Raw genomic sequence first — 11,575 nt, forward strand, 5'->3', positions numbered from 1 at the left:
CTCACACTCCGTGCGGCTGCTTCGTCGTACCGGACGAACAGCAGACGAGTGAGGAGAGGACGACCGATGAGGGACTTCGAGGCTATCGCCGACCGGGTCGAGATCGAGGCTCTGCGGGGTGAGTTCACCGACGCGGGGATGCAGCGGGACTACGCGCGGCTGGCGGACCTGTTCACCGAGGACGGGGTCTGGCGGATCGGGCACATCGACCTCGAGTTCGCCGGGCGGGAGACGATCCGGGACGGGATCGCGCGGCTGCAGAAGCTGTGGGAGTACTTCGTCCAGACCGCCCACCTCGGCTCACTGGAGATCGACGGCGACACGGCGACCGGACGGGCCTACGTGACGGAGTTCGGCCGCCTGTACGACGGGCGCTCGAACTTCAACTGCTCGATCTACCACGACCGGTACCGGCGGACGCCCGACGGCTGGAAGTTCGCCGAGCGTTCGTACGAGATGAGGTATCAGGACCCGACCCCGTTGCCCGGCGAGGGCAACTCCCCGGAGGCTTGAGATGAACGACTACACGCTCGACGCGCGGCTCGGCTTCACCGTCCGGCAGGTGTTCGGGAAGGTCCACGGCACCTTCGAGAAGGTCGAAGGGAGTCTGTCCGTCGACGGCGACGATCCGGCGAGCGCGAGCGTCGAGCTGACGTTCCGGACCGGCAGCATCGAGACCGCCAACTCGCGGCGGGACGATCACCTGCGCCGGAGCTTCCTGGCGACGGCCGAGCATCCGCTGGCCACGTTCGTGTCGACGGAGGTGGTGCGGCTCGACGGTAGCGCCTTGCGGGTGACCGGGGTGCTGACGATTCGCGGTGTCGCGAAGTCGGTCGCCTTCGAGCTGCGGAAGGGCGAGGGGCTGACCTTCCAGGGCGAGCTCAGGCTCGACCGCCGCGACTGGCAGGTGAAGTGGAACGGGCTCGCCGAGGGATGGGGACTGCTGCTCGGGTACGACGTGGAGGTGCGGCTCGAGGTCGCCGCCGTCCGGCGGATCTCAGGTCCAGTCGGGGCCGGCTTCGAGGCGGAGGTGCAGTAGCTGCTTGAGCGGCATCGACTCGCCGTCGCGGGCGCCCAGGCCGACCGTGAGCGGCGGGTCGGACGGCTCGATCTGAAGGCCGGACAGGCGGGCCTTCAGGCTCGGGCGGACGCCGAGCAGATAGAAGTTGCCGTCGGCATCGACTGCGAGAGAGCGGTTGCGCTTCAGGTACCAGCCGACGAGGTTGGTCCGGTAGCTGGCGCCTGAGCCGACGACCTGGGCGCGCAACGGCTCAGGCTCGATCCCGGCGGCCTTCGCCTGCTGCACGAACTCGACGAGCAGGTCGTGGGCCTTGGCGGTCTCCTGCGCGCGCCGACGGTCCAGTGCCGCCGCCTGCTCGGCGGCCGCATCCCGCCGCCGATCACGCCAACTGGTTTCGCTCTCCACCTGGTCAGCTTAAAGGGGTGGCTTGGGCGAGGAGGCCGTCGACCAGTGCGGCTAGGCCCTGGGGGAAGGTGTTCGACTGGGCGATCTCGCCCCACTGGGGGGCGATGGCGGTCAGGTGGGGGAGTTGCGCGTTCCCCAGGCCGTTGAACGGGCTGTTCTCGGCGGGCGGGAAGTCGCCGTCGGGGTGGCGGCGGGCGGTGCGGGCGCGGACCAGGATCTCGCCGACGGTGAAGTACCAGATGTTGCGGAAGATCAGGACGCCCTGCGCCGGGGTGCAGCCGTGGTCGGCGGCGCCGGCCAGGATCGTCTCGACGAACCAGAGGGCCGGGTCGCCGATCCGGGCGACGAAGCCGTCGGTGGTGAGGACCTCGGCGGCCCAGGGCCAGGCGGCGAACGCGTCGTGGATGAGCAGGCCGACGGCGACGATCCGGTCGCGCGGTTCCGCGGGCAGGTCAGGGCGCGGGAGCTGTGCGGCGTACTCGGTGAGCAGGAGGAGCAGCAGGTCCTCCTTGTCCCGGACGTGGTGGTACAGCGTCGTCGCGCCGATGCCGAGCTCGCCCGCCAGGCCGCGGATCGTCAGCTTCTCCCAGCCGTCCCGGTCGATCACCCGGCGGGCCGCGGCGAGGATCTCGGCGCGTGAGGTGACAGGTGGCCGGCCGGTCTGGCCGCTGCTGACGCTGGATCTGGGCACGCCCCCATCATGCTGTCCGGCGCGGCCCGATCCCAGCACCGGGGTGCGTGGTGTCGTCATAATCGCTAGTTTAGGAACATGGTCCACAAGAGAACCGGTGCGGCTGACGGCGCCGGGGGCGTGGCACCGTCAGCCGCTCACGGGATCAGTAGGTAGCCGGTCGGTACCCCGTCCAGCCCTGCCCGATGTCCTGGCCGGTGTTGAACCCGCCGTCGCCCTTGCCGGTCCAGCGGAACAGGTGACCGTCGCTCTTCCGTACGGCGACCAGGTCGGCCTTGCTGTCCCCGTTCACGTCCATCGCGTTGAACGCGCCGAAGCCGTTCCAGCCACCACCGACGTCGATCTTCACCGCGAACGCGCCGGAGCCGCCGCCCTTCCAGAAGAACAGGTTGCCGCTGGCATCGGCACCCCACAGGTCGCCGTCCCCGTCACCGTCGGCGTCCGCACCGGCGATCGTGCCGAAGCCGGCCCAGCCTTCACCGATCCGGATCCGCTGCCCGAAGGCGCCCGGACCGGCGCCCGGGTACCAGTAGAGGATCCCGCCGTCGCGGCCGACGATGTCGGCCTTGTTGTCCTTGTTGATGTCGACAACGGCAAGACCTTCGAGCGAGTTCCAGCCGACGCCCTCGGCGGCGAGCTTGGAGAAGCCGCCGTTGCCGTTGTTCAGCCAGTAGTTCAGCGAGCCGTCGGTCGCGGTCGCGTAGATGTCGGCGTACCCGTCGGCGTTGCTGTCGCCGACCCCGATCCGGTTGTACGACGACGACCAGCCCGGCCCGATCTCGCTCGAGCCGCCGAAGGTGCCGTTCGCGTTCCCGGGGTAGAGCTTCATCGTGTTGGTCGGGTCGACGGCCAGCAGGTCGTCGTACTTGTCGCCGTTGACACTCTCGGCCGCGCGATTGGTGACACCACCGCCACAGTTGTAGCTCGTGTAGAGCGGGCCGTTGTAGTCGAAGCTGTACGTGACGAACTCACCGTGCAGCTCGATGTGCTGCTCGTTGCCGTTGTAGACCTGCGCGTAGTGCAGGTGCGGCCCGCTCGCGTTGCCCACGGCACCGACCCGGCCGATGAACTGGCCCTGGGCGACCTGGGTGCCGCTGGCAACGTCACGGGAGCTGAGGTGCCGGTACTCCGACTTCCAGCCGCCGCCGTGGTCGATCGTGATGACGCCGGCCGCGCCCTGGGTGGCGACACCGGCCGCACTCGCGACGACCGGCTTGCCGAGGTCGTCGTCACCCGCGCCCCAGTTGAAGTCCAGCGGGAAGTAGTTGTCGCCACCGTGCCCGGTGTACGTCGCGCCGTTCCACTTCTCGCCGCACGGGAACGGCAGCTCGAAGTTGGGCTTGGCGTCCACCTGCGCCGACGAAGCCGGCGCGGTGACCGCCGTACCGGCGACGGTGAGCAGGGTGATGGCCAGTCCGGCCAGGGATCTCTTGAGCAGCTTGCTGTTCATGGTCAGGCTCCTCAGTAGGTGGCGGGACGGTAGTTGGTCCAGCCCTGGCCGACGTCCTGGCCGGTGTTGAGCGCGCCGGTGCCCTTGCCGGTCCACCGGAACAGGTGGCCGTCGCTGGTCCGTACGGCGACCAGGTCGGCCTTGCCGTCGCCGTTGACGTCCATGGCGTTCATCGGGCCGAAGCCGGCCCAGCCGCCGCCGACGTCGACGCGGGTGGAGAAGGTGCCGTTGCCGGCGCCGCGGTAGTAGAAGAGGTTGCCGGAGGCATCGGTGGCCCAGAGGTCGCCGTCCCCGTCGCCGTCGGCGTCACCACCGGCGAACTCCATGTTCGCCCAGCCCTCGCCGATCCGGGCCCGCTGGCCGAACGCGCCGTTGCCCTTGCCGGGGTACCAGTAGAGGATCCCGCCGTCGCGCGCGACGATGTCGGCCTTGTTGTCCTTGTTGAGGTCGACGAACGTCAGCCACTCCATGCTGTCCCAGCCGTCGCCCTCGTTGGCGAGCTTGGTGAAGGTGCCGTGCCCGGAGTTGTGCCAGTAGTGCAGCTTGCCGTCGGTCGAGGTGGCGAAGATGTCCGCGGCACCGTCGGCGTTGGAGTCACTGACGCCGATCCGGTTGTAGTACGACGACCAGCCCGGACCGATGTCGGCCGAGCCGCCGAAGGTGCCGGTCGCGTTGCCCGGGTAGATCCGCAGCGTGTTGTCGGGGTCGACGGCCAGCAGGTCGTCGTACTTGTCGCCGTTGATGCTCTCGGCCGCGGTCGGCGCGGCGCCGCCGCTGGTCCACCAGGTCGTCTGCTTGCGGGCGCCGGCCCAGCTGAAGCTGAAGTGGATGTGGTCGGTGTGCGGGTTCGGGCCGGTGTAGTTCTGCCAGCCGGAGTTGGGCTCGTAGGCCTTCCAGATCTTGTGGTTCCAGATCAGGTAGACGATGCCGAGGCGCCGGGCCAGCGCGTGCTTGTTGCCGTACTGATCGGTGGCGAGCATCCAGTTCAGCAGCTCGTTCGCGTTGGCCAGCTGGGTCGAGTTGTTGGCGTTGAAGCCGAAGTCGAGCGCGCGGCCGTCGTGGTGGTCGCTCGGTTCGCCGACGTTGCAGGGGCGGGTGATGCCCATGCTGTTCTGGCCGGGGTACTCGGCGTCGAGCATCGCCTGCAGGCTCACCGGGCCGGCCTTGGCGGTCGGGTCGCAGCCCGGCGTCACGTACGACGCGTAGCCGTCGATCGCCGCCGGGAAAGTCGGCGTCGGTGGGACGGCGGCGGCGGTGGAAGCGGTCGTGAGCGTCGCGACCAGGACGGCGGCACCGGCGAGGCCGGCGAGAAGTTTCTTCACGGTTCACTCATTTCTGGGCGGTAGAAGTGGTGAGACTGTGACGTGCCGAACCGGCGTACGGGAAGTGTTTCTGCAGCAATGTGCAGACGGGAATCCATGCAGTACAAGGGGTTTCGGCGCGTCGCGGCGGCGTCGCGGATAGGATCGGCTCATGACCCAGCAGACGCCGTACCCACCTCCGCAGTACGGTCCGCCGAAGCAGAGTCGCGGGCCGCTGCTCCTCGTCGGAGTGCTCGCTGTGGTGGTGCTCGTGCTGATCGCGCTGACCGTGGTCGTGGTGCTGCGCAACAACGACGACGGGTCGGAGTCGTCCGAGCCGCGGACGCCGCGCAACCCGGCCGCGGTCGAGTTCCGCCGGGTCGTGACGGCGGATCCGGGCGTGTGCGCGTCGCCGCCGTCGACGCCCGGGATCGTCTGTGGCGCGGACGGGACGGGCTACACCGTCGGCAAGGTGGAGCTCGACGGCCGGAACGTGTCGAAGGCCGAGGCGAAGCTCAGCAACGCCAGCTGGGTCGTCTCGCTGCAGCTCGACGACGAAGGCAGCAAGGCGTTCGAGGAGCTCACGGCCGACGTGTCGAAGAAGTCGCCGCCGGCCAACCAGATCGCGATCGTCGTCGACGGCAAGGTGGTGAGCGCGCCGTCGGTGATGTCGGCGATCACCGGCGGCCAGATCGAGATCAGCGCCGGCCAGTTCACCAAGGAGGACGCGGAGAAGCTGGCCGACGCCCTGGGTGGCTGATCAGCGGGGTGGGTGGTGCCAGTCCCACTCCGTCAGCGTCGTCCGCAATTGCTTGGCGGCAGTGGACAGGTAGCTGTCGCTGCTCCACGAGAGCGTGAGCGTACGGCGGCAGCCGGGGTTGTCGATCGCGACGAGAGCACCCGGCGGCGCGAGGGTCGAGCGGCGCGCGAGGTCGGGGACCAGTCCGACACCGAAGCCGCCGCTGATCAGTTCGGCGAGCGTGCCGGCCTCGTCGGCCTCGCACACGATCCGCGGCGTCAGGCCGTGCTCCGCGAACATCCGGTCGAGTAGACGGCGGTGCCAGTGGCCCGGCCGCGCGCTGACGAACGGTACGTCGGCCAGCTCGTCGATGGTCACGGACTTCAGGTTCGACAGCGGGTGGTCGACGGACGTCGCGAGCCACACCTGCTCGTCGAGCAACTGCACACTCTCGAGCCCTTCGGAGGGGATCGGCTGCGACGCGAGGCAGAGGTCGAGCTCCTGCGCCCTCAGCAAACGGGACATCTCCGCGGCCGGGAGCTGGAGCAGCTCGATCTCGACACCGGGCCGGTCTTCCTTGTACGCCTTCAGCGCGGCGGTGATCGTCAGGAAGGTCTCCGACCCGACGCGGACCGTGCCGAAACCCGCGCCGGTCGCGTCGGCGACAGCGCGCCGACCCGCGTCGAGTTCGCCGAGCGAGCGTTCGGCGTACTGACGGAAGAGCCGGCCGGCGTCGTTGAGCCGGAGCCGGCCGGCCCGGTCGAACAGCGGCGTACCAAGTTCGTTCTCGAGACGGGCGATCGTGCGGCTCAGTGAAGGTTGGGCGACGTGCAGTTCCTCGGCCGCGCGACTGAGGTGTTCGAGCCGGGCGACGACGAGGAAGTGCTGCAGCGAGTTGAGGTCCATGTCGCTCCGAGCATAACGGCATAGCGATATTGGTCTTCGACAGAATAACCGGCGGATCATAGCTTCGAGGCGTGAGAAGCGATGCGGTGCTGAAGTGGTTGGTGAGCGCGCACCTGGTGACGATCGTCGCCCAGCCGGTCTTCGCCGGGGTCTACCTCAGCGGGGACTTCGACGGGCTGCGGATGCACGAGGTCGGGGCGAACGTCGTCACGTCGATCGGGTACGTGCAGCTGGTGGTGGCGATCGTCGTGTGGGTCCGGCGGCGGGTGAGTTGGCCGTTCGTGGCGACGGTGGTGCTGGTCGCGGCGGAGACCGCGCAGTACTTCGCGGGGATGGCCGGCGCGCTGTGGCTGCACCTGCCGCTTGGCGTGATGACGATCGCCGGGCTCGTGGTGCTGTTCGTCGCGGTCTGGTGGCGGCGGGAGCTGGCTGATGCGTGACGTGTCCAGGCGGCGGGTGCTGGGGATCGGGGCGGCGCTCGGGGTGACGGCGGCGGGTGGGTTGTCGGCGTCGGCGGTGCTGTCGCGGCGGCCGTCGTACACGGGTGCGGAGTTGCGGAGCGGGGTGCCGTTGCCGCCGGCGTTCCAGGTGCCGCTGCCGATTCCCGCGGTGCTGGCGCCGGTCGGCGATCGGTACGAGATCACGCAGCGGGAGGTGAGTGCGGAGATCCTGCCGGGGATCCGCACGCGGTTGTGGACGTATGGCGGAACGTTTCCCGGGCCGACGATCGAGACCCGCCGGGGCCGGGCGGTGACTGTTGCTCACCGCAACGAGTTGCCGGTGCCGACGGTGGTGCACCTGCACGGCGGCCGGAGTACGCCGGAGGCTGATGGGTATCCGACCGATCTGGTGCTGCCCGAGGGGTGGGCCGCGCACGGTGGTCACGGGATGGGCGGCGATCAGGGCGGGGGAGGCGGGCACGGGGCAGCCGGCGGGCACGGGATGCACGATCCGCGGGCGGTGGTGAGCCAGGTGACGCGGGAGTACAGCTTCGCGGTCGATCAGCGGCCGACGCTGCTCTGGTACCACGATCACCGGATGGACTTCACCGCTCCCGCGATCTGGCGCGGCCTGGCCGGGCTGCAGATCGTCCGCGACGACGCCGAGGACGCGCTCGGGCTTCCGGCGGGGCGGCGGGAGCTGCCGTTGATGATCGCGGACCGGTCGTTCGCGGCGGACGGGAGCCTGGACTACCCGTCGCTCGATCCGACGCTGCGCGGGCAGCCCGGCGTACGGGAGCCTTATCTGGCAGGGGTTCTGGGCGATGTGATCCTGGTCAACGGCGCTCCGTGGCCGGTGCACGAGGTCGACGCGGCGCGGTACCGGGTGCGGATCCTCAACGCATCGAACGCCCGGCACTACCAGTTGGAGGCCGTTGCCGACGACGGGCGGTTGCTCGATCTCGTCCAGGTCGGTGCCGATCAGGGTTTGCTGGCCGGACCGGTCGTTCACCGGCATCTGCCGATCGCGCCGGCCGAGCGGTACGACGTCGTGGTCGATTTCTCCGACGTACCGGTCGGGAGCAAGGTGCGCCTCGTCAACCGGCTGGGCTCAGGACGGACGCGGGACGTGATGGCCTTCCACGTCGTACGGCGGGCGCGGGACGACAGCCGGATCCCGGAGGTGCTGTCCGACGACCTGCCGAACTGGCAGCGGTCGGACGCAGTCCGGGTTCGCGACCTCGCCTTCCGGGCCGGCCGGATGGACGGCGGTCACGGCTGGCTGATCGGCGGCCGGCCCTTCGACCCGGCGCGTTCGGACGTGACCGTGCGACTGGGTGACGTGGAGATCTGGCGCCTGGTGGCCGACGTCCATCATCCGGTGCATCTGCACCTCGTCGGCTTCCGCATCCTGTCCCGCAGCGGCAAGGCGCCGCTGCCGCACGACGCCGGTCTCAAGGACACGGTGGCGCTGCGCCCGGGGGAGTCGGTCGAGCTCATCACGCGCTTCGACGGCTACCGCGGCCGCTACCTGTTCCACTGCCACAACGCCGAGCACGAGGACATGGCAATGATGGCCAACCTCGAGATCGTCTGAGCGTCAGTGCGGGAGGGTGCGAGTGTCGACCAACTGCTGGGCCACGTCGCGGAGTTTGGTGTTGGTGTCCTGGGAGTAGCGCTTCAGGATGGCGAAGGCCCGGTCGCCGTCGACGTCGAAGCGTTCCATCAGGATGCCCATGGCCATGCCGACGAGTTTGCGGGCGTCGACGGCCTGGGCCATCGTCTCCTCGTGCCGGGCGGTGGCGACCGCGACGGTCGCGTGGCGGGCGAGGATCTGGGCGATGGCTTCGTCGTCGGTGCCGAAGGCGTCGGGGTCGGGGCTGTAGAGGCCGAGGACGCCGACGGTGCGGGCGTCCTCGCCGAGCATCAGCGGTACGTCGAGCACGCTGCGGACCCCGAGGCCGGAGACCTTGGCGGCCCACTTCGGCCAGCGGTCGTCGGTGTGGGTGTCGCCGATCAGGACCGTGGTCCGGTCCCGGAGCGAGCAGATCAGTGGGCCGTCCTCGGAGTCGATCTGCAGGGTGTAGACGTCGGCGACGACCGGGTCGGTGACTGCGGCGATCTCTGCCCGGTGGCCGCGGGTGGCCAGCGCGATCCCGGCGTACGTGCAGTTGAGCGCCTGGAGCGCGAAGTGGACCACCGCGTCCACCGTTTCGTCGACTCCGGAGGCGTCGTGCAGCTCGACCGCCAGCCGGGCGAACGCGTCCGCCGCCGCGCCGTCTACAGGATCAAGCGTCGCCACATCGGTCTCCCAGGTCCGCACGACGGCCACCCCGCCGGTCGGAGTGCCCCAGACCACCATTTTGCCTCACCTGTATCCGCCGGGCACGAACTGGCCGGATTCAGGACGTCGAGGTGTCGCGCTCCAGGATCAGGTCGGTGAGTGCCGTCAGGTCGTCGGCGACCAGGTCCGGCTGGGGTCCGTGCGGGCTGAGCACCATGCCAGGACGGCTGATGAACGCCGCCCGGCACCCGGCCTCGAGCGCGCCGGTGATGTCCCAGTTGTGCGCCGCGATCAGCCGGACCTCGCCGATCGGTACGTCGAACGCCGCCGCGACCGCCTGGTACGGCTCGGGCGCGGGCTTGAGGTGTTGCACGGTGTCCGCGGAGATCACCCGGTCGAAGTACTTCCGGATCCCCGCGTTGGTCAGCTGCTGCTCGGCGACGTCCTGCACCGAGTTCGTCAACGCGACCAGTTTCAGCGATGACTCGCCCAACCGCGCCAACGCGTCAGCCACCTCCGGGTGTGCAGGCAGCGACGACATCAGTCCGACAGTCTCGTCCACCTCGGCGTCACTCAGTACGACGTCCTGCCGCGCCGCCAGCATCCGCAGCGCCGCCCGCTGCGCCGACGTGAAGTCGACGTACGCGCCCGTCAGCCCGCCGACGAACGCGAGCTGCAACATCTGCCCGAACCACAACGGCCGCAACGCCGCCGTACCGAACAACTCCTCGAACCGGCCGTCGAGCGCCTTGAGGTCGAGCAACGTCTCGTTCACGTCGAACGCGAGTACCTGGGTCATCGGAATCAACTCCGCGCCAAAAATAGAGGGGTGGTTCTAAAAATGTTAGCTTAGTCGGGTGGAACGGAAGCTGACGGTCAAGGGGGAGGCGACGCGGGCGCGGATCGTCGCGGCGGCCGCGGGGCTGATGTACGAGCGGGGGGTCGCGGGGACCAGCACGGAGGACGTGCTGACGGCCGCGGGCGTGAAGAGTCCGTCGCAGCTCTACCACTACTTCGGGGACAAGCGGTCGCTCGTGCAGGCGGTGATCCAGTACCAGACGGAGTCCGTGCTGGGGTTCCAGAAGCCGCTGCTCAGCCGGCTGGACAGCTTCGAGGCGTTGGAGGCTTGGCGGGACGCGGTGGTGGAGCTGCAGCGGTCGCGTGGGTACACGGGCGGCTGCCGGATCGGCTCACTGGCCGCGGAGCTGGCGGACCACGACGCTCAGGCGCGGGACGAGTTGATGGGGACGTTCGAGCAGTGGGAGGAGGCCATCCGCGACGGACTGGCCTCGCTGCAGGCTCGGGGTGAGCTGGACGCGGCGGCAGATGTCGACGAGTTGGCGCTCGTGCTGCTGACCGCGCTGCAGGGCGGGCTGCTGATGACTCAGGTACGACGGGACACGACCGCGCTGTACGCCGTACTGACTGCGACGATCGACCACCTTCGCGGGCTCAGCCGCGTTTGATGCCGGCTGCGAAGTTGAGCGCGGTCAGGGTCTTCTGGAGGGTGTCTAAGTCGGGCGCGGGCGTGACCGCGAAGTCGGCGTACAGGCAGAACGCGAGGTTGCCGTCGACCGTGCGGCCTGCGATCTCGGGTCGGCCGTCCTCGTTGTCGAGGACGAGCCAGCCGAGGGTGTCGAGCTCGTCCAGCGTGATCTCGCTGAGGGAGTGGTCGCCGGCGGCGAGCACCAGGAGTCCGGCGCCGGTCAGCTCGTCGAGGTACGCCGTATGGGCGTCGACGAGCTCGATGACCTCGAGATCGATGTAGTCGACGCCGGGGCGCGGCGAGTTCTCGGAGGCGCAGGAGATCGCGAGGCCGTGCGGCAGGCAGGTCGTCTGCGGCATCGGTCGTGAGTACGGCGTCCCCGGGCGGCGCAGGCAGCGGCGGGTCGGCGAGATCGGCAGGGTGCGCCGGTTGGTCGAGCGATTGTTCACGCCGCGGCCTCGACCTCGAAGACCCGGTCGAGGCCGGTGCGGTGCAGGGCGTCGGCGGCTCGACGGTTGGCGTGCCGGATGACGACGCCACCGCCGCGCCGGCGGCAGACCCGGTGGGTGTCGAGCAGCGCCGCGAGCAGCGTCGACGACATCTGGTCCAGATCGGACACGTCGATGACGACCAGGCAGGCGCCGTCCATCACCAGGTCGTTGAGCTGCCATCGCAGGGCGGTCAGGCCGGCGGCGACCTCGGCCTCGCTGATCGTCACGATGGCCTTCCGGGGCGGTGGGGTGTGAACGGAACGGGTCATGGCGGACCTCCCGGCGGCACTGACAAGATCTCTATACTCTTCCCCGTCGACGTTGAGAACGATCAAGCGCCTTCTTTACGATCCGATGACGA

General features: G+C 69.4%; 15 protein-coding genes. 6 read left to right on the forward strand and 9 right to left on the reverse strand.

Annotation, left to right across the window (positions count from 1 at the left end):
• The first annotated feature begins 66 nt into the window (after positions 1-66).
• The gene (locus ACYVIO_RS25500; RefSeq protein ID WP_460653393.1) at positions 67-513 is read left to right on the forward strand and encodes a nuclear transport factor 2 family protein; all 447 of its coding nucleotides are present in this window, start codon (positions 67-69) and stop codon (positions 511-513) included.
• A 1-nt stretch (position 514) separates the two neighbouring features.
• Positions 515-1,039 (forward strand): YceI family protein, encoded by a 525-nt coding sequence (locus ACYVIO_RS25505; RefSeq protein ID WP_460653394.1) that lies wholly within the window; start codon positions 515-517, stop codon positions 1,037-1,039.
• On the opposite strand, the gene ACYVIO_RS25510 is transcribed toward ACYVIO_RS25505, so the two are convergent.
• The 4 genes from ACYVIO_RS25510 to ACYVIO_RS25525 form a co-directional block, all read right to left on the reverse strand.
• Entirely contained in the window at positions 998-1,426 is a 429-nt protein-coding gene (locus tag ACYVIO_RS25510; protein ID WP_460653395.1) for a hypothetical protein, read from the reverse strand. The genes ACYVIO_RS25505 and ACYVIO_RS25510 overlap by 42 nt on opposite strands.
• 4 nt (positions 1,427-1,430) lie before the next feature.
• Positions 1,431-2,117, reverse strand: a complete 687-nt coding sequence (locus ACYVIO_RS25515; protein WP_460653396.1) for a TetR/AcrR family transcriptional regulator — start codon at positions 2,115-2,117, stop codon at positions 1,431-1,433.
• Between the two features lie 145 nt (positions 2,118-2,262).
• A complete protein-coding gene (locus ACYVIO_RS25520) occupies positions 2,263-3,567 on the reverse strand; it encodes an FG-GAP-like repeat-containing protein (RefSeq protein ID WP_460653397.1) in 1,305 nt (434 codons plus the stop codon).
• 11 nt (positions 3,568-3,578) lie between these two features.
• Entirely contained in the window at positions 3,579-4,889 is a 1,311-nt protein-coding gene (locus ACYVIO_RS25525) for an FG-GAP repeat domain-containing protein (protein WP_460653398.1), read from the reverse strand.
• A gap of 151 nt (positions 4,890-5,040) precedes the next feature.
• Between ACYVIO_RS25525 and ACYVIO_RS25530 the strand changes: the two genes are divergently transcribed.
• Positions 5,041-5,628, forward strand: a complete 588-nt coding sequence (locus tag ACYVIO_RS25530; RefSeq protein ID WP_460653399.1) for a SecDF P1 head subdomain-containing protein — start codon at positions 5,041-5,043, stop codon at positions 5,626-5,628.
• On the opposite strand, the gene ACYVIO_RS25535 is transcribed toward ACYVIO_RS25530, so the two are convergent.
• Entirely contained in the window at positions 5,629-6,513 is an 885-nt protein-coding gene (locus ACYVIO_RS25535; protein ID WP_460653400.1) for a LysR substrate-binding domain-containing protein, read from the reverse strand.
• A gap of 71 nt (positions 6,514-6,584) precedes the next feature.
• Between ACYVIO_RS25535 and ACYVIO_RS25540 the strand changes: the two genes are divergently transcribed.
• On the forward strand, positions 6,585-6,953 hold the full coding sequence (locus tag ACYVIO_RS25540; protein ID WP_460653401.1) for a hypothetical protein: 369 nt from the start codon (positions 6,585-6,587) through the stop codon (positions 6,951-6,953).
• Positions 6,946-8,550: a multicopper oxidase family protein gene (locus ACYVIO_RS25545; protein WP_460653402.1), complete on the forward strand. Its 1,605-nt coding sequence runs from the start codon at positions 6,946-6,948 to the stop codon at positions 8,548-8,550. Before ACYVIO_RS25540 ends, ACYVIO_RS25545 begins: the two co-directional genes overlap by 8 nt.
• Positions 8,551-8,553: 3 nt before the next feature.
• On the opposite strand, the gene ACYVIO_RS25550 is transcribed toward ACYVIO_RS25545, so the two are convergent.
• Both ACYVIO_RS25550 and ACYVIO_RS25555 read right to left on the reverse strand, forming a co-directional pair.
• A complete protein-coding gene (locus ACYVIO_RS25550) occupies positions 8,554-9,315 on the reverse strand; it encodes a GAF and ANTAR domain-containing protein (protein ID WP_460653403.1) in 762 nt (253 codons plus the stop codon).
• A gap of 40 nt (positions 9,316-9,355) precedes the next feature.
• Positions 9,356-10,036: a haloacid dehalogenase type II gene (locus tag ACYVIO_RS25555; protein ID WP_460653404.1), complete on the reverse strand. Its 681-nt coding sequence runs from the start codon at positions 10,034-10,036 to the stop codon at positions 9,356-9,358.
• A 58-nt stretch (positions 10,037-10,094) separates the two neighbouring features.
• Here ACYVIO_RS25555 and ACYVIO_RS25560 point away from each other — a divergent pair, with 58 nt between their 5' ends.
• A complete protein-coding gene (locus ACYVIO_RS25560) occupies positions 10,095-10,703 on the forward strand; it encodes a TetR/AcrR family transcriptional regulator (protein ID WP_460653405.1) in 609 nt (202 codons plus the stop codon).
• Here ACYVIO_RS25560 and ACYVIO_RS25565 read toward each other — a convergent pair.
• Together ACYVIO_RS25565 and ACYVIO_RS25570 are read right to left on the reverse strand one after the other, a co-directional pair.
• On the reverse strand, positions 10,690-11,172 hold the full coding sequence (locus ACYVIO_RS25565) for a hypothetical protein (RefSeq protein ID WP_460653406.1): 483 nt from the start codon (positions 11,170-11,172) through the stop codon (positions 10,690-10,692). The two genes, ACYVIO_RS25560 and ACYVIO_RS25565, sit on opposite strands and share 14 nt — an antisense overlap.
• Positions 11,169-11,483: an STAS domain-containing protein gene (locus ACYVIO_RS25570; RefSeq protein WP_460653407.1), complete on the reverse strand. Its 315-nt coding sequence runs from the start codon at positions 11,481-11,483 to the stop codon at positions 11,169-11,171. The genes ACYVIO_RS25565 and ACYVIO_RS25570 overlap by 4 nt, the downstream gene beginning before the upstream one ends.
• Positions 11,484-11,575 lie beyond the last annotated feature (92 nt).

The sequence above is a fragment of the Kribbella endophytica genome (assembly GCF_054781295.1).

Bases quoted from the DNA above. Each gene is read 5' to 3' on its own strand.
- ACYVIO_RS25500 (WP_460653393.1), top strand. From the start codon at position 67: ATGAGGGACTTCGAGGCTATCGCCGACCGGGTCGAGATCGAGGCTCTG.
- ACYVIO_RS25505 (WP_460653394.1), top strand. From the start codon at position 515: ATGAACGACTACACGCTCGACGCGCGGCTCGGCTTCACCGTCCGGCAG.
- ACYVIO_RS25520 (WP_460653397.1), bottom strand. From the start codon at position 3,567: ATGAACAGCAAGCTGCTCAAGAGATCCCTGGCCGGACTGGCCATCACC.
- ACYVIO_RS25530 (WP_460653399.1), top strand. From the start codon at position 5,041: ATGACCCAGCAGACGCCGTACCCACCTCCGCAGTACGGTCCGCCGAAG.
- ACYVIO_RS25535 (WP_460653400.1), bottom strand. From the start codon at position 6,513: ATGGACCTCAACTCGCTGCAGCACTTCCTCGTCGTCGCCCGGCTCGAA.
- ACYVIO_RS25545 (WP_460653402.1), top strand. From the start codon at position 6,946: ATGCGTGACGTGTCCAGGCGGCGGGTGCTGGGGATCGGGGCGGCGCTC.
- ACYVIO_RS25550 (WP_460653403.1), bottom strand. From the start codon at position 9,315: ATGGTGGTCTGGGGCACTCCGACCGGCGGGGTGGCCGTCGTGCGGACC.
- ACYVIO_RS25555 (WP_460653404.1), bottom strand. From the start codon at position 10,036: ATGACCCAGGTACTCGCGTTCGACGTGAACGAGACGTTGCTCGACCTC.
- ACYVIO_RS25570 (WP_460653407.1), bottom strand. From the start codon at position 11,483: ATGACCCGTTCCGTTCACACCCCACCGCCCCGGAAGGCCATCGTGACG.